This is a genomic window from Pseudomonas sp. PS01270, assembly GCF_029959775.1.
Taxonomy (GTDB): domain Bacteria; phylum Pseudomonadota; class Gammaproteobacteria; order Pseudomonadales; family Pseudomonadaceae; genus Aquipseudomonas; species Aquipseudomonas atacamensis.
In genome coordinates this window covers 49,532-68,491 of the sequence record NZ_JASCPT010000003.1, presented here as the reverse complement: position 1 = coordinate 68,491, position 18,960 = coordinate 49,532, and the positions used below count along the sequence as shown (strand labels likewise).

The 18,960-nt window shown below is 57.1% G+C and carries 18 protein-coding genes; 9 read left to right on the top strand and 9 right to left on the bottom strand.

Annotated features, from left to right (window positions below; genetic code table 11):
• Positions 1-12 precede the first annotated feature (12 nt).
• Positions 13-1,434 (bottom strand): PLP-dependent aminotransferase family protein, encoded by a 1,422-nt coding sequence (locus tag QMX86_RS01910; protein WP_282382656.1) that lies wholly within the window; start codon positions 1,432-1,434, stop codon positions 13-15.
• A 175-nt stretch (positions 1,435-1,609) separates the two neighbouring features.
• On the opposite strand from QMX86_RS01910, the gene QMX86_RS01905 reads away from it, so the two are divergent.
• A complete protein-coding gene (locus tag QMX86_RS01905) occupies positions 1,610-1,852 on the top strand; it encodes a DUF1127 domain-containing protein (protein WP_122692327.1) in 243 nt (80 codons plus the stop codon).
• 134 nt (positions 1,853-1,986) lie between these two features.
• Here the strand turns inward: QMX86_RS01905 and QMX86_RS01900 are convergent, their stop codons facing one another.
• On the bottom strand, positions 1,987-3,297 hold the full coding sequence (locus QMX86_RS01900; RefSeq protein WP_282382651.1) for an FAD-binding oxidoreductase: 1,311 nt from the start codon (positions 3,295-3,297) through the stop codon (positions 1,987-1,989).
• A 146-nt stretch (positions 3,298-3,443) separates the two neighbouring features.
• Here QMX86_RS01900 and QMX86_RS01895 point away from each other — a divergent pair, with 146 nt between their 5' ends.
• Positions 3,444-3,797 (top strand): YkgJ family cysteine cluster protein, encoded by a 354-nt coding sequence (locus tag QMX86_RS01895; RefSeq protein ID WP_123441968.1) that lies wholly within the window; start codon positions 3,444-3,446, stop codon positions 3,795-3,797.
• 120 nt (positions 3,798-3,917) lie between these two features.
• Here QMX86_RS01895 and QMX86_RS01890 read toward each other — a convergent pair whose 3' ends face one another.
• On the bottom strand, positions 3,918-4,406 hold the full coding sequence (locus QMX86_RS01890) for an Lrp/AsnC ligand binding domain-containing protein (protein WP_010465173.1): 489 nt from the start codon (positions 4,404-4,406) through the stop codon (positions 3,918-3,920).
• 153 nt (positions 4,407-4,559) lie between these two features.
• On the opposite strand from QMX86_RS01890, the gene dadA reads away from it, so the two are divergent.
• The 5 genes from dadA (at position 4,560) to QMX86_RS01865 (ending at position 8,588) form a co-directional block, all read left to right on the top strand.
• Entirely contained in the window at positions 4,560-5,864 is a 1,305-nt protein-coding gene (gene dadA / locus QMX86_RS01885; protein ID WP_282382647.1) for a D-amino acid dehydrogenase, read from the top strand.
• Positions 5,836-6,189 (top strand): RidA family protein, encoded by a 354-nt coding sequence (locus tag QMX86_RS01880; protein WP_016772564.1) that lies wholly within the window; start codon positions 5,836-5,838, stop codon positions 6,187-6,189. The genes dadA and QMX86_RS01880 overlap by 29 nt, the downstream gene beginning before the upstream one ends.
• Before the next feature lie 93 nt (positions 6,190-6,282).
• Positions 6,283-7,356 (top strand): alanine racemase, encoded by a 1,074-nt coding sequence (alr, locus tag QMX86_RS01875; RefSeq protein WP_051600813.1) that lies wholly within the window; start codon positions 6,283-6,285, stop codon positions 7,354-7,356.
• 88 nt (positions 7,357-7,444) lie between these two features.
• Complete coding sequence (locus QMX86_RS01870) at positions 7,445-7,993, top strand: cupin domain-containing protein (protein WP_016772566.1); 549 nt, start codon at positions 7,445-7,447, stop codon at positions 7,991-7,993.
• Between the two features lie 181 nt (positions 7,994-8,174).
• Positions 8,175-8,588, top strand: coding sequence for a c-type cytochrome (locus tag QMX86_RS01865; protein WP_073470925.1), 414 nt, complete (start codon positions 8,175-8,177; stop codon positions 8,586-8,588).
• A gap of 54 nt (positions 8,589-8,642) precedes the next feature.
• Here QMX86_RS01865 and QMX86_RS01860 read toward each other — a convergent pair whose 3' ends face one another.
• The 3 genes from QMX86_RS01860 to QMX86_RS01850 all read right to left on the bottom strand — a co-directional run bounded on the left by QMX86_RS01860 (position 8,643) and on the right by QMX86_RS01850 (position 11,118).
• Positions 8,643-9,362: an AAA family ATPase gene (locus tag QMX86_RS01860; protein WP_282382638.1), complete on the bottom strand. Its 720-nt coding sequence runs from the start codon at positions 9,360-9,362 to the stop codon at positions 8,643-8,645.
• On the bottom strand, positions 9,355-10,017 hold the full coding sequence (locus QMX86_RS01855; protein ID WP_282390380.1) for a hypothetical protein: 663 nt from the start codon (positions 10,015-10,017) through the stop codon (positions 9,355-9,357). Before QMX86_RS01855 ends, QMX86_RS01860 begins: the two co-directional genes overlap by 8 nt.
• Before the next feature lie 222 nt (positions 10,018-10,239).
• The gene (locus tag QMX86_RS01850) at positions 10,240-11,118 is read right to left on the bottom strand and encodes an ABC transporter transmembrane domain-containing protein (RefSeq protein WP_282382632.1); all 879 of its coding nucleotides are present in this window, start codon (positions 11,116-11,118) and stop codon (positions 10,240-10,242) included.
• Positions 11,119-11,421: 303 nt separating this feature from the next.
• Between QMX86_RS01850 and QMX86_RS01845 the strand changes: the two genes are divergently transcribed.
• Positions 11,422-13,344: an acetyl-CoA hydrolase/transferase C-terminal domain-containing protein gene (locus tag QMX86_RS01845; RefSeq protein WP_282382630.1), complete on the top strand. Its 1,923-nt coding sequence runs from the start codon at positions 11,422-11,424 to the stop codon at positions 13,342-13,344.
• Positions 13,345-13,449: 105 nt separating this feature from the next.
• Here QMX86_RS01845 and QMX86_RS01840 read toward each other — a convergent pair whose 3' ends face one another.
• Positions 13,450-14,388 (bottom strand): hypothetical protein, encoded by a 939-nt coding sequence (locus tag QMX86_RS01840; RefSeq protein ID WP_282382628.1) that lies wholly within the window; start codon positions 14,386-14,388, stop codon positions 13,450-13,452.
• 455 nt (positions 14,389-14,843) lie between these two features.
• Between QMX86_RS01840 and QMX86_RS01835 the strand changes: the two genes are divergently transcribed.
• Positions 14,844-15,992, top strand: coding sequence for a hypothetical protein (locus QMX86_RS01835; RefSeq protein WP_282382626.1), 1,149 nt, complete (start codon positions 14,844-14,846; stop codon positions 15,990-15,992).
• 119 nt (positions 15,993-16,111) lie between these two features.
• Here the strand turns inward: QMX86_RS01835 and QMX86_RS01830 are convergent, their stop codons facing one another.
• Positions 16,112-16,684 carry a xanthine phosphoribosyltransferase gene (locus QMX86_RS01830; protein WP_016772573.1) on the bottom strand — a complete coding sequence of 191 codons (573 nt, stop codon included), beginning with the start codon at positions 16,682-16,684 and terminating at the stop codon, positions 16,112-16,114.
• A gap of 57 nt (positions 16,685-16,741) precedes the next feature.
• Positions 16,742-18,751, bottom strand: coding sequence for a DNA helicase Rep (rep, locus tag QMX86_RS01825; RefSeq protein ID WP_016772574.1), 2,010 nt, complete (start codon positions 18,749-18,751; stop codon positions 16,742-16,744).
• Between the last annotated feature and the right edge of the window lie 209 nt (positions 18,752-18,960).

Sequence of the window (18,960 nt, the reverse complement as noted above, 5' to 3'; positions counted from 1 at the left end):
GCGCAAAAAAGGTCAGTCGGTCTCAGCGAGTAATTTGATTGCCGCAGCGCCGACCTTGCGCACCGCTTCTTCGATCTGCGCTGTTGGTTTGGCAGCGTAGTTCATCCGCAGACAATTGCGGTACTTGCCCGAAGCGGAAAAGATGCTGCCGACAGCAATCTGTACGCCCTGATCGTGCAGCGCGCGATTCAGCTTCAGCGTGTCGAAACCTTCCGGCAGCTCCACCCAGAGCATGAAGCTGCCCTGCGGGCGACTGGCGCGGGTGCCGGCCGGGAAATAGCGCGTCACCCAGTCGATCATCGCGTCACGATTGCGCTGGTACTGCATGCGCATGCGCCGCAAGTGCGGCTCGAAATGGCCGGCCTTGATGAATTCGGCGATAGTGATCTGCGGTTGTGGTGCGGTCGAGCCGGTGCTGATGTATTTCATGTGCAGCACTCGCTCCAGATATCGGCCCGGCGCCACCCAGCCGATGCGCAGCCCCGGCGCCAGGGTCTTGGAGAACGAGCTGCAGAGCAACACGCGGCCGTCTTCGTCGAAGGATTTGATCGTGCGCGGGCGCGGATAGGTGTAGGCCAGCTCGCCATACACATCGTCTTCGATGATCGCCACGTCGAAACGCTGGGCCAGGGTCAGCAAGGCGCGTTTGCGCGACTCGGGCATGACGTAGCCGAGGGGGTTGTTGCAGTTGGGGGTGAGCTGAATGGCCTTGATCGGCCACTGTTCCAAGGCCAGTTCCAAGGCGTCGAGGCTGATGCCAGTGAGGGGGTCGGTGGGGATTTCCAGGGCTTTCATGCCCAGGCCTTTGAGGGTTTGCATGGCGCCGTGGAAGCTCGGCGAGTCCACCGCGACGATGTCACCCGGCTCGCAGATCGCGTGGATGCTGGTGGACAGCGCTTCGTGGCAGCCAGTGGTGATCACCAGATCGCTGGCGCTCAACTGGCAGCCGGAATCGAGCATCAGCCGTGCGATCTGTTCACGCAGTTCGAGGTTGCCGTGGATGTTGTCGTAATACAGACCGGGCATGTCCTGCCGCCGGCTGATTCGCGCCAGTCCGCGCAGCAGCGGCTTCATGGTCGGCGAGCCGACATCGGGCATGCCACGGCCCAATTGCACGACGTCCTTGCGCGGTACGGCGCGGATCAATTCCAGCACCTGGTCCCACTGCGAAATCTCCACTGGCCGTTGCGCCGGACGGCCTATTGCGGGCAGCTCCGGCAATTCGCGGCCGACTGGCACAAAGTAGCCAGACTTGGGTTTCGGCGTGGCCAGACCGCTGTCTTCCAGCACGCGATACGCCTGCTGCACCGTGCTCAGACTGACACCGTGCTCGACACTCAAGGCCCGCACCGACGGCAAGCGATCGCCGGGGCGATAGAAACCTTGTTCGATGCGGGTACCGAGCAATTCGGCGAGGTTTACATACAGAGTCATAGCGGCCTCGGTGCGTCTTGGTGGAAACCAGTACAGATGCGGCAAAAATCGGCCATTCAGTCGATGAATCGGTAAATCTGTATGGAGTTAATACAGGTTCTTTGAGTCTGTAATGGTTTTGCTCGCCCGCGCATCATGGAATCTCTGGCTACCCAAGTAAACAGGAGCAACGAAAATGAACGGCTTGAGCGATGTGCGGCTGACGTTACACAGTCAGGAACTGGCGGCAGGGCAGAAGGACAGCGCGCGCAATCTGCTGCGTAACGCACCGTCCGGCCTCAGTCGCTGGGGTCTGTTCTGGCATCGTCTGCACACGCGCAAGGCGTTGCTAGGCCTGACACCGGAGCAACTCAGGGATGTCGGGTTGACGCGAGAGCAGGCAAGGGAGGAGGGGTTGAAGCCGTTTTGGCGAATCTGAGATCTGTATCGTTCTTGCCGGCCTAATCGCGAGCAGGCTCGCTCCAAACAGTGACCGCGTTCTGCCTGAATAAACGCGTTTACTGTGGGAGCGAGCCTGCTCGCGAAAGCGCATCAAGGGCCGCCGAGATACCCTCAGACCAACTCTTTCAGCCGATGCCACAACATCCCCAACGCCAACAACGGCGAGCGCAAATGCTTGCCGCCCGGGAAGGTGATGTGCGGCACCTTGGCGAACAGATCAAAGCCGCCGCTGTGCTGCCCGCTGATTGCTTCGGCAAGCAGCTTGCCGGCCAGGTGTGTGGCATTCACCCCATGCCCGGAGTAGGCCTGGGCGAAATACACGTTCGGCTGCTCGGCGAGCCGGCCAATCTGCGGCAGGCGGTTGGCGCCGATGCCGATCATTCCGCCCCACTGATAATCGACTTTCACCCCGGCCAGTTGCGGAAACACTTCAAGCATCTTCGGCTGCATATAGGCGCCGATGTCTTTCGGATCGCGTCCCGAGTAATGACACGCGCCGCCGAACAGCAAACGTCGATCCGCCGAGAGCCGGTAGTAATCCAGCGCTACCCGCTGGTCGCAGACCGCCATGTTCTGCGGCAGCAGGTTGTGCGCCTGCTCTGCGCTCAGCGGTTCGGTGGCGATGATGTAACTGCCGGCGGGCAGGACCTTGCCGCTCAGTTGCGGGTTGAGGTCATTGAGATAGGCATTGCAGCCCAGCACCAGAGTTTTGGCCCGCACCGAGCCTTGCGCGGTGTGCACCTTCACTTCGGGGCCGTAATCGATGCGCGTCACTGCCGAACGCTCGAACAGCTGCACGCCCAGTTGCTGCGCCGCTGCCGCTTCGCCCAGCGCCAGATTCAGCGGATGCAGATGTCCGGAGCCCATGTCGATCAAGCCGCCGACATAGCGCTTGGAACCGACCACGGTGTGCATTTCACTGGCCTGCAACAGGCGGGTTTCGTAGCGGTAACCGAGGCCGCGCAACTCTTCGGCATCTTCGGCAAAACCGTCGAGATCGGAAGGCTTGTTGGCGAGGTCGCAGTAGCCCCAGGTCAGGTCGCAGGCAATGCCGAAACGCTCGACGCGCCGGCGGACAATCTCCACCGCTTCCAGGCCCATGAGTTTCATCTCGCGCACGCCTTCGGCACCGATGACATTGGCGAACTGATCAAGGCCGTGACCGACGCCGCGAATCAACTGCCCGCCGTTGCGACCGCTGGCGCCCCAGCCGATCTTGTGGGCTTCCAGCAACACCACGCTGAAACCGCGCTCGGCGAGTTCCAGCGCCGTGTTCAGCCCGGAAAAGCCGCCGCCGACCACGCAGACATCCGCCACCACCTCGCCTTGCAGCACGGGATGGTCAGGCTGCGGCAGGCTGCTGGCGGCGTAATAAGAGGCAACGTGGGGTTGGCTCGCGGTGGTCTGGGCGCGGGCGGTCATGGGCATCATCCAACGGCTGAGTGTCGAGAAAATTTGACGGAGCATAAGCCGCCCGCCCGAACGTGGGCAACATCGGTCGGCCTGCGGTGTCTGGATCCGGGCTTTTGCGGCACAATCATCAGCCCGCCACTTTGGTCACCGTTTCGATGAGCTGCAACAGCCAGAAAATCCGCAACCTGCGTCAGCAGATCCCCACGTTCGACTGCGTGCCGGGCTGCCACGACTGCTGTGGGCCGGTGACCACTTCGCCCGAGGAAATGGCCCGGCTGCCGCGCAAGACCCGCGCCGAGCAGGATGCCGCGCTGGAAGAACTCAACTGTGTGCACCTGGGGCCGAATGGCTGCACGGTGTATGAAGAGCGACCGCTGATCTGTCGATTGTTTGGTACGACCAAGACGCTGCCATGCCCGAACGAGCGGCGGCCGGTGGAGCTGATTCATCCGCGGGTCGAGAAGCAGATTTTCGAGTACATGGCGGCGAATCGGCAGGTGTTGGTGTAAGCGATCGTTCCCACGCTCTGCGTGGGAATGCCTCTTCGGACGCTCCGCGTTCGGCCTTTGAGACGCAGAGCGTCCCGGGCTGCATTCCCACGCAGAGCGTGGGAACGATCATTGCGGTGATCAGTCCGGAATCGGCAGGCAAAGGCTCTCTTTCACCTCTTCCATGACGATATAGCTCTTCGATTCACGCACATGCGGCAGCTTCAACAGAATGTCGCCGAGCAGTTTGCGGTACGAGGCCATCTCGGAAATCCGCGCTTTCACCAGATAATCGAAATCTCCTGACACCAAATGGCACTCCAGCACATGGGGCAGCTTCAGCACTGCGCGGCGGAATTCCTCGAATGTGTCGCCGGATTTGTAGTCGAGGCTGATCTCGACGAACACCAGCAGGCTACCCTTCAAATGCTGCGGATTGAGCCGGGCGTTGTAGCCCATGATGATCCCCTCGCGCTCCAGACGCCGCACGCGCTCGGTGCACGGCGTGGTCGAGAGGCCGACCTTTTCCCCCAGTTCGGTGAAGGAAATCCGCCCGTCCGCCTGGAGGATGCGCAAGATGTTGCGGTCGATCTTGTCCAGCTCACGTTTGGTCTGAGTGTTGGTACGCATAGGGGATGCGCCTCCGTGAAAAGGGTTTTTGCCGAGAATTGTCGCCAAATATAGGCGCTTATATAGTGAAAAGCACTGGCATTTCTTTTTTACACTGCGCCCATCATTGCTCTAACAAACAGTTCGGCGAAAAGCCGCGATGAGGGATTGAAAATGCGCGTCATGGTCTTGGGTAGCGGCGTCATCGGTACCGCCAGTGCTTACTATCTGGCCCGTGCCGGGTTTGAAGTGGTGGTGGTCGACCGGCAGCCTGCTGCGGCCATGGAGACCAGTTTCGCCAACGCCGGCCAGGTATCGCCGGGTTACGCCTCGCCGTGGGCTGCGCCGGGCGTCCCGCTCAAGGCCATCAAGTGGCTGCTGCAACGCCACGCGCCGCTGGCGATCAAAGCCACTGCCGACATCGATCAGTACCTGTGGATGGCGCAAATGCTGCGCAACTGCACCGCCAGCCGTTACGCGGTGAACAAGGAGCGCATGGTGCGGCTGTCCGAGTACAGTCGCGACTGCCTTGATGAATTGCGCGCCGAAACCGGTATCGCCTACGAAGGCCGCAGCCTCGGCACCACGCAGTTGTTCCGCACTCAGGCGCAACTGGATAACGCCGCCAAAGACATCGCCGTGCTGAAAGAATCCGGTGTGCCGTTTGAAGTCCTTGACCGCGCCGGCATCGCCCGCGTCGAACCGGCGCTGGCAGGCGTGACTGACATTCTCGCTGGCGCGCTGCGTCTGCCCAATGACCAGACCGGCGACTGCCAGATGTTCACCACCCGTCTCGCCGAAATGGCGCGCAAGCTCGGCGTGGAATTCCGTTTCGGCCAGGACATCCAGAAGCTCGATTACGCCGGTGATCGCATCAACGGTGTGTGGATCGACGGCAAGCTGGAAACCGCTGACCGCTACGTGCTGGCGCTCGGCAGCTACTCGCCGCAACTGCTCAAGCCGCTGGGCATCAAGGCTCCGGTGTATCCGCTCAAGGGCTACTCGCTGACCGTGCCGATCACCGATCCGGCGATGGCGCCGACTTCAACCATTCTCGACGAGACCTACAAGGTCGCGATCACCCGTTTCGACAACCGCATCCGCGTCGGCGGCATGGCCGAGATCGCCGGTTTTGACCTGTCGCTGAACCCGCGCCGGCGCGAAACCCTGGAGATGATCGTCAACGACCTTTATCCTCAGGGCGGCAATCTGGCCGAAGCGAGTTTCTGGACCGGCCTGCGCCCGACCACGCCGGACGGTACGCCGATCGTTGGCGCCACGCCGTTCAAGAATCTGTTCCTCAACACCGGTCACGGTACGCTCGGCTGGACCATGGCCTGTGGTTCCGGCCGTTTGCTCGCCGACCTGATGGCGAAGAAAAAGCCGCAGATCAGCGCTGAAGGCCTCGATATTTCCCGTTACGGCAACCAGACCCAGGAGTCCGCAAAACATGTCAATCCAGCGCCAGCTCACCAATGAGCGCATGAGTCAGATCGTCAGCCACAACGGCACCGTGTATCTGGCCGGGCAGGTCGGCGACGACTTCGACGCCGGAATTGAACAGCAGACCCGCGACGTGCTCGCCAATATCGAACGTCTGCTCGATCTGGCCGGGACGGACAAACAGCATCTGTTGTCGGCAACGATCTATTTGAACGACATCGAAGCGCACTTCGCCGGGATGAATGCGGTGTGGGACCAGTGGCTGCCAAAAGGTGCGGCGCCGGCCCGCGCCACCGTCGAAGCGAAGATGGCCAAGCCGAGCATTCTGGTGGAGATCTCCATCGTCGCCGCGCTGCCATAACGTTTTACAGATCCCTCTCCCGGTGCTGTTGGCGGTTCGCGTCGTCAGTCAGCGCCGGTTTTTCTTCCCATGACCGCCCAGAAGTCTGCCGCCATGCGTCCTGCCCGTGCCCTGATCGACCTTCAAGCCCTGCGTCACAACTACCGAATTGCCCGTGAAGTCACCGGCGCCAAGGCGCTCGCGGTGATCAAGGCGGACGCCTATGGCCATGGCGCGGTACGTTGCGCCCAGGCGCTGGAAGCCGAGGCTGACGGGTTTGCGGTGGCCTGCATTGAAGAAGCACTGGAGCTGCGTTCCGCCGGGATTCGCGCGCCGGTATTGCTGCTGGAAGGCTTCTTCGAAGCTGACGAGCTGGCGTTGATCGTTGAGCATGATTTCTGGTGCGTGGTGCATTCGCTGTGGCAGCTCGAAGCGATCGAGCAGGCAGTCCTGAGCAAACCGATCACGGTATGGCTCAAGCTCGATTCCGGCATGCACCGCGTCGGCCTGCATCCGAAAGATTATCCAGCGGCCTATCAGCGTCTGCTGGCCAGCGGCAAAGTGGCAAAAATCGTGTTGATGAGCCACTTCGCCCGCGCCGATGAACTGCATGCGCAAAGCAGTGCCGAGCAGGTCGCGGTGTTCGAAGCGGCGCGTCAGGGGCTGGCGGCGGAAGTCAGCTTGCGCAACTCGCCAGCGGTGCTCGGATGGCCAGAAATCCAAAGCGACTGGGTACGTCCGGGCATCATGCTCTACGGCGCGACCCCGTTCGAAGAAGCCAACGCCGTCGCTGAACGCCTGCAACCGGTGATGACTCTCGAATCGAAAGTCATCAGTGTGCGTGAATTGCCGGCCGGCGAACCGATCGGCTATGGCGCCAGATTCATCACCGACAAGCCGATGCGCATCGGCGTGGTCGCCATGGGTTACGCCGACGGCTACCCGCGCCAGGCGCCGACCGGCACGCCGGTGCTGGTGGCTGGCAAACCCAGCCGCTTGCTGGGGCGCGTGTCGATGGACATGCTCTGCATCGATCTGACCGACGTAGCGGAAGCGGGGCTTGGCTCGACCGTCGAGTTGTGGGGTAAGAACATCCTCGCCAGCGACGTGGCAAAGTGGGCCGATACCATCCCGTATCAGATCTTCTGCAACCTGAAACGGGTGCCAAGGCTCTATTCCGAGGGTTGACGCCGCTGCGGGGGCCAGCTGTTGTAAATACTGAACGCTGTCGCCATGATAACGCTCAATATTCTTACAACATCAGGAGGCTCCCGCCTTGGACGTCGGTGAACGACTGCAATCGATCCGCAAGCTCAAAGGGCTTTCCCAGCGTGAACTCGCCAAACGCGCGGGCGTCACCAACAGCACCATTTCGATGATCGAAAAGAACAGCGTCAGCCCTTCGATCAGTTCGCTGAGAAAGGTGCTCGGCGGGATTCCCATGTCGATGGTCGAGTTCTTTTCCGAAGAGATCCTGCAGGACCAACCGACCCAGATCGTCTACAAGGCCAATGAGCTGATCGACATCTCCGACGGCGCCGTGACCATGAAACTGGTCGGCCGCGCCCACCCGAGCCGCGCCATCGCCTTCCTCAACGAAATCTACCCGCCGGGCGCCGACACCGGCGAAGAAATGCTCACCCACGAGGGCGAGGAAACCGGGATTCTGGTGGAAGGCCGCCTCGAACTGGTGGTGGGTCTGGAAACTTTTATCCTCGAAGCCGGCGACAGCTACTATTTTGAAAGTACCAAGCCGCATCGTTTCCGTAACCCGTTCGACGTGCCGGCGCGACTAATCAGCGCAGCCACGCCGGCGAATTTTTAAGCAGAAGGCGCCAGGCCGATATGGCAAAGGCCCCAGAACCGTTTTACCGATGGGCAACAAGACCCCTCTAACCATGGGGTTGTTTCAGTACAGCGGCCTACCCGCTATACTTGCGCCCGCCTGCGAACCGTGGCCGCAGGCGTGAATAGCCACCATTGAGGGTGAACGCGTGAACCTAATTATGAAAATGCTGGCTGCACCAGCAACCGTACTGGCCCTCTGGGCTGTCAGCGCTCAAGCTGCGACGAATGACGACATCGCCAAACGCCTCGAGCCCGTCGGCCAGGTGTGTGTTCAAGGGCAGGAATGCAAGGGTATGGAAGTGGCCGCGACGGCTGGCGGCGGTGGCGGGGCGAGAACCCCGGACGAGGTGATTGCCAAGCACTGCAACGCTTGTCACGGTACCGGCCTGTTGGGCGCGCCGAAAATCAAGGACACTGCAGCCTGGAAGGAGCGCGCTGACCATCAGGGTGGCCTCGACGGCATCCTCGCCAAAGCTATCACCGGCATCAACGCCATGCCGCCAAAAGGCACCTGCGCCGATTGCACCGATGAAGAGCTCAAGGGTGCGATCAAAGAGATGTCCGGTCTGTAATCAGCGCCGGCTTTGAAAAAACCGTCTTCGGACGGTTTTTTTGCGCCTGCAATCTCACTGCATGTTTTTCGTGATGTAGGCGCCGGCAGAATTGAGCACCGCTTTGTACACGACGTAAGCATCGGTATCTTCAGGCGCTATTTGCTCGCAGCGCCCTCCTGATATCTGCCTAAGATCACATCCCGGGATCGACATGATGAGGGGAGAGTGAGTAGCGATGATGAACTGCGCGCCGCCGCGCGACAGCTCCATTATCCGGTTGATAAAAACCAATTGCCTCAACGGGGATAACGATGCTTCCGGCTCGTCGAGCACATACAGACCTTGGGCTTTGAATCGATGTTGAAACAACGCCTCCATGGCTTCACCGTGCGACAGGCAATGCATATCCACGCCGCCGTAGTAGCTCTTTATTTCGGGATCAAAGCTCTCCTCTGCATCAAGCTTGCGAATTGCAGTATTCAAGTTGTAGAAGGTTTCTGCCCTGTAGAAAAAAACGTCCTTCTCCCTTCGGTAGCCTTTTGAGAGCGTCAGGCTTTCGTACAGTTTTGAATGAGTGTTCTCAGTCGAGAAATTGAAATTCTTCCCACCGCCTTCTGGATTGCAGCCTGACTTGATGGCAATAGCTTCAAGTAATGTGGATTTCCCAGCACCATTTTCGCCAATAAAAACCGTTATCGAGTTGCGCAGTTCAAGGGGGAAGAGGTTTTGCAGCCGGTCACCCACCGTCACGTCTGGCTTCAGGCGTATTTGCTGGATAAACAGATCATTCATATCGATGCCCTCTAAAGATCCTATCAACGGATACCTTCACGCCAATCATCGTGATGCCGAGTCTTATCGAACCCGTGCTGGCCATGGTAAAAATTCCGATATAACCGAGACAGGCAATAAGACGCTCGCCAAATAATTCCGGCGTGGCAGCGGCGCTGAAGAAAATGACTGAAACCGTACCTGCCGAGATAGCCATTTCCGGCCAGAAGGACTGTATGGCGCTTGCTTTCAGATACTTGTAGCGTGCTCTTACCGTGTCCTTCAAATATCCATAGCTTCTAATGAGTTGCATTTTACTTTGCTTGCCGTCGCTGGAAGCGTTGAAAGCGCTGATAAGCGACTCTTTGTACAAATCTTCCTTCGACATTTCTGCTGCATATAACCGCTGGATTACAGGCTTGGCAAATCTTAATTGCACACACGTCAACACAATAATTAAAGCGATGGGCAGGAAGAAATAGATGTTTTCCCGGAGCAGAATATGGGCTGCGGAAACCGTCAAAATGCAAGAGCCCATGAGATGGATTGTGTCATGAATGACGGAAGCAATTTTTTCCGCGTCTTCTTTTATCAATGTCACCCGAGAACATAATGGAGAGGGGCGTTTATCATGCACAATGAAGTTGATAAGTAGAAAGCGGGATCTTGCTTCCATGAGCGTTGCCAAGGAACTGCCCAGAGCTTGGGTTGATAGCTTGGTTAGAAAAACAGCGATAAGAGTGAAATAAAACTCAGCATTAATGGAGCCAGTATTAAGAGCCGACAGGCTCTTTGCGACGATTGATGGTATTAACAATTGACATATACTTGCTACGGTAAGGCAAATAACCGAAAGCAGAAAAACGGTCAGGTTATTTCGCAAGCATATAAACATAGTTCAATGCCCCTCGTGCTGCAGTTCGTAGCTACGAATTCGACTACGTCTATAAGATGCCTCTCTGCTCGAGTAGTAGATAGATATCAGTGACATCGTGGGGCTCAGAACGCGTTCAAGATAGATGGCTGAGGCAAAAATTGAGCCTATAGTCGCTTCGCCAACGCTTAGCAGATGGGCCGATAGCAGTAATAAGACCACTGTCGCTATCGGATAACATGTACCTGACATGGATTCGAATGTTGTGGCTTTGAGGCTTGAGCGAAAAGCGAGGCGCTCGATATTTTTTATATCGATCTTGATCCTGTTGGTGTATGGCTTTGCATTAAGCAAAAGCTCACAGATGGCGCCTATTGTTACGGTGTTTTCTTGAACGTACTCAGCAAACAGTGAGTTGCTATTTTTTCGATTTATAATATATGCCGCAATAGCATAAACGAGGCCGGTAAGTGGTGCGAGTGCCAGAAGTGGATGATAGTGGGCAGTCACCAGGAGCGCAGCGATAATGATGCTGCAGTTCAGCGATACATCCAGATAAATTGAGTGATACAAATATAACGAGCCATCAACGTCGCCATCGATGAGTTCGATTCGCTCGCCTGGTTTTTGCGTATGCTCGAAGCTTCTGTCTAGTAGGTGATTCAGGATTGCCTTCTTCAGAATAAATCTTGTTTTTGACGCGGTTTTTTGTAGGTAGATGTTGGCTGCCAGCTTTAATGGGGGCGTGGCGATGAGGGAGAACGAAGCGCCCGCGAGCGCGTATAAATATAAACTGTCACTTGCCAAGTATAGATTGATTGAATTGCCTATCAAATAGGGTGATGCGCTTGTAAGAATCGCAATGCCTACACCAAAGGAGCAAAGTATCAGGTTGCTTTTCATTAGAGGTCAGCGCTTCCGAAGAGAGGTTTTTTTTGCAGAGCGTTTGAATCCTGCTTCCAAGGCTACCTGTGTAGGCAATAAGTACAATTGAGACGTGTCTGGTAGTTGCGCGTGATTGAATTACAGGTGATGTAGGAAAAGAGTTGTGCGTTTGTGAGGCGGTTCGTCTTGCCGACTTAACAGTCGGTGATTCGCCCTCTGTCGGAACTTTGGCCTTTTTTTCGCACCAATCACCTTCCCTCGGAAGTAATTCCCCGGCAATCTCGGTCTACCCCTATCAACGGAACGGGCGGGAGGCTTCAGATGGTGCAGTTGTGTTCGATCGAACAGGCGGTGGACGACGTGCTGGCGCGTTTGCCTGCGCACATCCACATGGGCCTGCCGCTGGGGCTGGGCAAGCCGAATAACTTCGTCAACGCGCTGTACCGGCGCATCCAGGACCTGCCCGAGCGGCAGCTGACGATCTATACCGCGCTGTGCCTCGGTCGGCCGAATCTGGGCGATGGCTTGCAGAAGCGCTTTATCGAGCCCTTCGTCGAGCGCGTGTTTGGTGATTATCCGGAGTTCGATTTCCTCGCCGATCTGCAGCGCGACAGCCTGCCCGCCAACATCCGTATCCAGCAGTTTTTCATGCAGCCGGGCAGTCTGCTCAACAGCGCGCCGGCGCAGCAGGATTACGTCAGCAGCAATTACAGCCATGCCGCTCGCGACATCAACGCAGCGGGTCTCAATCTGGTGGCGCAATTGCTCGCCAGCAGCAGCGAACACCCTGATCGCTTAAGCCTGAGCTGCAACCCGGACATCACCCTCGACCTGCTGCCGATGATCGCCAAGCGCCGCGAGGCAGGGGAGACCATTGTGCTGGTCGGCCAGGTGCATACGGATCTGCCGTACATGCCCGGCGATGCGGAAGTCGACATCGACACGTTTGATCTGCTGATCGACGAGAAGGACAGCAGCACGCTGTTTTCCACGCCGAACATGCCGGTGGGCTTTCAGGATCATTTCATTGGCTTGCACGCCAGTACGCTGGTGCGCGATGGCGGCACATTGCAAATTGGTATCGGCTCGATGGGGGACGCGTTGACTGCTGCGCTACTTGCCCGTCAGGCCGATAACGCCGGTTATCAGGCGTTGCTGGATGACATCAACCTCAGCCAATGGGCGCAATTGATCCAGCGCGAGGGCGGCACCGCGCCATTTGCCAAAGGCCTTTACGGTTGCAGCGAGATGTTCGTCAACGGGCTGTTGGTATTGGCGGATGCCGGGATCATTCGGCGCAAGGTCTATCCGGATGTGCCGACTCAGGAGCAGGCCAACGCCGGTACCCTCGACGAAGCCGCGCAGCCCGACGGTATCTCGGTGCACGGCGGCTTCTTCCTTGGCCCGCGCAGTTTTTATGAGCGGCTGCGCGAGTTGCCGCAAAGCAAGCTGCTGGAATTCAACATGACCCGCATCAGCTACATCAACGAGCTGTACGGCCAGGAAGAGCTCAAGCGCTTGCAGCGCATCGATGCGCGCTTCATCAACACCGTGTTCACCATGACTCTGCTCGGCGCCGGCGTGGCTGATCAATTGGCAGATGGACGCGTGCTCAGCGGTGTCGGCGGCCAGTACAACTTTGTTGCTCAGGGCCATGCGCTGGAAGGCGCGCGATCGATGTTGATCCTGCGCAGCTGGCGCGAATCGGGCGGCGAGGTCAGTTCCAATATCGTCTGGGACTACGGCCACTGCACGATCCCGCGGCACCTGCGCGACATCGTCGTCACCGAGTACGGCATCGCTGATCTGCGCGGCAAATCCGACGCGGCGGTGATCGAAGCGTTGCTCAATATCAGCGACTCGCGGTTCCAGCCGGGACTGATCGAAAAGGCGCAGACAGTCGGCAAGCTGCCGAAGGACTTCCGTCTCGATCCACGATTTGCCGACAACACACCGCAACGCTTGCAGGCGATTGCCGCACGGCATCCGAATCTGTTTCCGGAGTATCCGCTGGGCTGTGATTTCACCGCCATCGAACGGGATCTGCTGCGGGCGCTGAACTGGCTGAAGAGCAAGTTCAAGCTGACCGAGATTCTCGACTTGGGCAAGGCAGCGCTGGATGCGCCGGAGGCCTCAGTGTTCCCGGAACATCTTGAACGGATGCAACTGACGAATCCGGAGGGCCTGAAGGAGGACCTTTTCCAACGCCTGCTGCTCACAGGCCTGAAAGCTACCGCACAGTAACTGCCCCCACAAAACCGAATGCGGGAGCTTGCTCGCGATGATGGTGTATCAGAGCCGAATATGTTGGCTGTTACTACGCCATCGCGAGCAGGCTCATTCCTACCGTCAAATACATGCGCGTGAGCAGACAGGGATGACATTTACTCCTGGGCTCAAAAAGTCTATGTGGTAGCCAGATGAACCATCCCCGATAGCCAAGTGAACCCCGCTGATACCTTCATTCAGTTGAGAATTGACTCCGTAATCGATAACGCTTGAAATCGATTCGTTCACGCCGATAGCAAATTCCGTAAGTTTCAACCCACGAGTACCCGCCGCGAAATCCAGAAGCTTTATCTGCTCCGTATTATTTACTATTAGTGAAGTTAAGTTGTTTTCTCTGACTGTGAGCCTTGCTCCCTCTTCTGCTATCCGGTCACTAAGCCATTTCAGCGAGGTTCTTAGGCCCTCGGGAAGTTGGGGGTTGGGTTTTCGGAGTACGGTCAGTATTCCGGAGATTTTCAAAGTGCCAGAGAACTCAAACGGACAAGGCTCTAGTGGATTCATATGTGCGTAATGAACTTCAAAAAACTCTGCGACAGACTGCACGAAGTTCTCAGTCACGTCTTCACTAAGCAGTGCGTAAGGCTGTGCCCATGAAGGAATGGATACGGTTGCATCTGATTCATTGCCTGATAAACAAAATGTCTGGTTTGAATTAAGCATGTTCAATACTGCTCTCTGAGCAGACAGGGACTGCGTAAAATCGCTTCTAAGTAAAAGGTCGAGACTGTAGATTGCCGCTCTTACAGAGGGCTCAAATACTTGGGTCGCGCAGAAAATGATTTTATTGCGCAGCGGTTTCTTGGCGATTTCGAACGTTTTTTTCGCAGCTTCGTTAGTGAAAGAAAAAACTATACAGTTCGCAGGGAATTCCTTTAGCAGAGAAATATTTGCCGTGTCGAGACCCAAGAGTTTACATTCTTCAAGAAAGTCATCTGAATCGGCAATAATAGAATAGCGGTGATCGTCGAAGAGTGCGGAGATGTTGTTTGGCGGTGACATAGACCCTCCTTGTTCTGAAGTCCGCGGCAACGAGCGTTGCCGTGGACTGATAGGGATTAATCGTCTGTATATGCCCAAGCCAGAGGTGCCCATCCAAAGTTGTTTGGATCAGAAGCGATGCGGCTGAGATTTTCTTTGATGACTTTTTCAGATTTCATTTTTGGTTTCCTTTTTTTGATTTTTTTGTGAACCCCCATTTGGATGGAGGTGAGTGGATTAATGCATATGTAGATAACTGGTTGAATCGTTATTTTAATATTTTAATAATTAATTCTTCTGTGGGTTTTGCCTGCTATGTGGTTCGGTTATTTGAGTGGTTTCTATCTGTAGTACTGTTCCGAAAATTGTAAAAATCATACTTCATCGGTTGTGGTTGCGAGCTCTAGTTGAGTAGGTTTTATTTATGGGCTCTATGTTTTGCGTGCTCATGCCAACTCTAATTACAGGAGAACAAAGTGCATACATCAAAGAAATATCTGACAGACGCGTCTGTCCACCAAGCATTGCTCCTGACTGATTTGACCGAAAAGAGCCAACCCGATCACGCTGTCCGGTTGTTGCTGAATGAAGTACTTACAGGGCTCGCAGAACGGGGGTGGCCCGAAGCACAACTGCAAATTGGACCAAGGATTGTGTCGGCAGAAGAAAACTACGGGTTGCTCGGTTACGACCCGGCCGAAATTACTCTCGGCAGTGAGCACACACGTTGGGTTGATGAGCACTCGCTATTGCGCACACAGACCACCAGCCAAATTCCTGCAGCGCTTCAGCAGGCCGCGAAGATTCGCCAGCCGGGGCAGACCATCTTGCTGGCAGCGCCGGGAATAACGTTCAGGCGTGACAGTCGCGACTGCTGGCATTGTGCTGAACCGCATCAAATGGATATTTGGGTACTCGGCGATCCCGATTTGGCCTCGCACGAGCATTTACTGCGTCTTGTCAGCGATATCTTGCAGTCAGCTGTCCCTGGCAAATCCTGGGTCTACGGCGACAGTCCGCATCACTACACCGAAGGTGGGATTGAAGTGAATGTGTTGAATGATGGCGTGCCGGTCGAGGTTCTGGAGTGCGGGCGTATCGCGAAGTCGCTATTACAGCGTTTGCAGATTGATCCGCTGCGCCATGGTGGGCTTGCTCTTGGGATGGGGCTGGATCGCTTGACGATGTTGCGCAAAGGCATACCTGATATCCGTTTGTTACGCGATCAGAATGTGCGCGTGCAGGCTCAGATGCATGATCTGGACACTTGGACTGCGGTGTCTCGTTTGCCATCGATTGCACGCGACATCTCGCTGGCAGTGACGCCGGGATTGAGTGAAGAGGTATTGACCGAGAGGATGTTGCAGGCGGCAGGGGATTGCTCAAACTGGATCGAGGAGATGCGAATCAAAGGGCGTTGGCAGCGTTCGGATTTACCACCGCAAGCCATTGAGCGACTCGGAATGCTGCCGGGTCAGGAGAACGTGCTTTTACATGTGGTGCTGCGTGATTGTTCACGCTCAATTACTACCGGCGAGGCGAATGCCTTGTATGCGGAGATTCAAGCTGCGATGCATGAAGGGGTGCCGGGGGCAGGGTACAGAATGGATTTCTCGAAGGCTTGAGACTCACCTCTGGGAGCGGGCTTGCTCGCGAAAGCGCCGGATCAGTCAAAGATTATTTTGACTGACACAATGCATTCGCGAGCAGGCTCGCTCCCACAGGGGTAACTCGGTGCCGCTGGTTACTCGATGAAGGTGACGACGCCATCCTTCAGCGATTGCACGCGAGCCAGCGACTCGACGCGGTAGCCCTGCGAGTCCAGTTCGGCGCGGCCGCCCTGGAACGACTTCTCGATGACGATGCCCAGACCGGCAACGGTGGCGCCGGCCTGTTTGATGATCGAGATCAGCGCTTGCGAGGCCTTACCGTTGGCCAGGAAATCGTCGATGATCAGCACGCGGTCGCTGCTGGTCAGGTGGCGCGGGGAGATGGCCACGGTGCTTTCGGTCTTCTTGGTGAACGAGTAGACGGTCGCCGAGAGCAGGTTTTCAGTCAGGGTCAGTGACTGTTGCTTGCGGGCGAAGATCACCGGCACGCCGAGGTTCAGACCGGTCATGATCGCCGGGGCGATGCCCGAAGCTTCGATGGTAACGATCTTGGTGATCCCCGAATCCTTGAAGAGCGCGGCGAATTCGTCACCGATCAGCTTCATCAGGGCCGGGTCGATCTGGTGGTTCAGGAAAGCGTCGACTTTCAGGACTTGATCGGAAAGCACGATGCCTTCTTCGCGGATTTTTTTGTGCAGTGCTTCCACAACAGCTTCCTCTGTTGGCGCGATGGGCGCCGAAGGTAGATTAAAAAGTAGTCGATTCTAGCGCTTTAACATCGCGCGTATGTCGGCCAATGCGCTATTGCCACGCACGGCTTTGACTTCAGTCGGGGTGTCGTCGTTGCCTTCCCAGGCCAGATCGTCCGGCGGCAGCTCATCCAGAAAGCGACTCGGCGCGCAGTCGATGATTTCACCGTACTGCTTGCGCTTGGCTGCGAAGGTGAAGGCCAGGGTCTGGCGGGCGCGGGTGATGCCCACATAGGCCAGGCGGCGTTCTTCTTCGATGGTGTCGGCTTCGATGCTGGAACGGTGCGGGAGGATTTCCTCTTCCATGCCCATGATGAACACGTAGGGAAATTCCAGCCCTTTGGAGGCGTGCAGCGTCATCATTTGCACGCCTTCGGCGCCGTCCTCTTCTTCCTGCTGGCGCTCGAGCATGTCACGCAGCACCAGTTTGCCGATGGCGTCCTCGACGGTCATTTCGCCGTCTTCGTCTTTTTCAAGGGTGTTTTTCAGCGCCTCGATCAGGAACCAGACGTTGCCCATGCGGTAGTCCGCCGCCTTGTCGCTGGAGCTGTTGGTACGCAGCCAGTTCTCGTAGTCGATGTCCATGACCATGCTGCGCAGCGCCGAGATCGGATCTTCGCCGGCGCACTGCTCGCGGACCTTGTCCATGAAACGCTTGAAGCGCGCCAGGCGATCGGTGAAGCGGCTGTCCAGGTGCTCGCCCAGGCCGATTTCGTCGGTGGCGGCGTACATCGAGATCTTGCGCTCGGTGGCGTAGTTGCCGAGCTTTTCCAGGGTGGTCGAGCCGATCTCGCGGCGCGGCACGTTGATCACGCGCAGGAACGCGTTGTCGTCATCCGGGTTGACGATCAGGCGGAAGTAGGCCATCAGGTCCTTCACTTCCTGACGACCGAAGAAGCTGTTGCCGCCGCTCAGGCGATACGGCACCTGATGGTGCTGCAGCTTCAATTCGATCAGCTTGGCCTGGTAGTTACCGCGATAAAGAATGGCGAAATCGCTGTACGGGCGGTCGGTGCGCAAGTGCAGGCTGAGGATTTCCATGGCCACGCGCTCGGCTTCGGCGTCCTCGTTGCGGCAGCGGATCACGCGGATCTCGTCGCCGTGGCCCATCTCGCTCCACAGCTGTTTTTCGAATTCGTGCGGGTTGTTCGAGATCAGCACGTTGGCGCAGCGCAGGATGCGGCTGGTGGAGCGGTAGTTCTGCTCGAGCATCACCACTTTCAGGGACGGATAGTCGTCCTTGAGCAGCATCAGGTTTTCCGGGCGCGCGCCACGCCAGGCATAGATCGACTGGTCGTCGTCGCCCACCACAGTGAACTGGTTGCGCTTGCCGATGAGCATTTTCACCAGCAAATACTGGCTGGCGTTGGTGTCCTGGTATTCGTCGACGAGCAGGTACCGCACCTTGTTCTGCCACTTTTCGAGAATGTCGGCGTGTTCTTCGAAGAGCTTTACCGGCAGCAGGATCAGGTCATCGAAGTCCACCGCGTTGAACGCCTTGAGCGTGCGCTGATAGTGGGTGTAGACGATCGCGGCGGTCTGTTCCTTGGGATTGCGCGCGTTTTCCAGGGCCTGGGCGGGCAGGATCAGGTCGTTTTTCCAGGCGCCGATCATGTTCTTGATCTCATCGACGCCGTCGTCGCCTGCGTATTCCTTCTGCATGATGTCGGTCATCAGGGCTTTGACGTCGGTCTCGTCGAAGATCGAGAAACCGGGTTTGTAGCCCAGCCGCGCATGCTCCTTGCGGATGATGTTCAGGCCCAGGTTGTGGAAGGTGCAGACGGTCAGGCCACGCCCTTCGCCGGCACGCAACAGGGTGCCGACCCGCTCCTTCATCTCGCGCGCAGCCTTGTTGGTAAAGGTCATGGCGACGATGTACTGGGCGCGGATGCCGCAGTTCTGGATCAGGTGCGCGATCTTGCGCGTGATCACGCTGGTCTTGCCGGAGCCAGCACCGGCGAGCACCAATAGAGGGCCGCCGACGTAGTTCACGGCTTCTTGCTGCCGGGGATTGAGTCGGGACATACGAAAATTCGGGAGTCGTTGACGAAATGGGCCGGCATTTTAACAGGCTCAGCGATTTGTGCTGCTCTGTCCGACTTGTGACGCAGCGCGCGATTCAGATTTGCCGCTTTTGTTACTTTCACGCAGGATACGCGGGGATTTTGCGGCTAATGTTCTCATTCGTGACACAAAATAACGTTTCGATGCCGTTGTCATCAGACAACGCATTG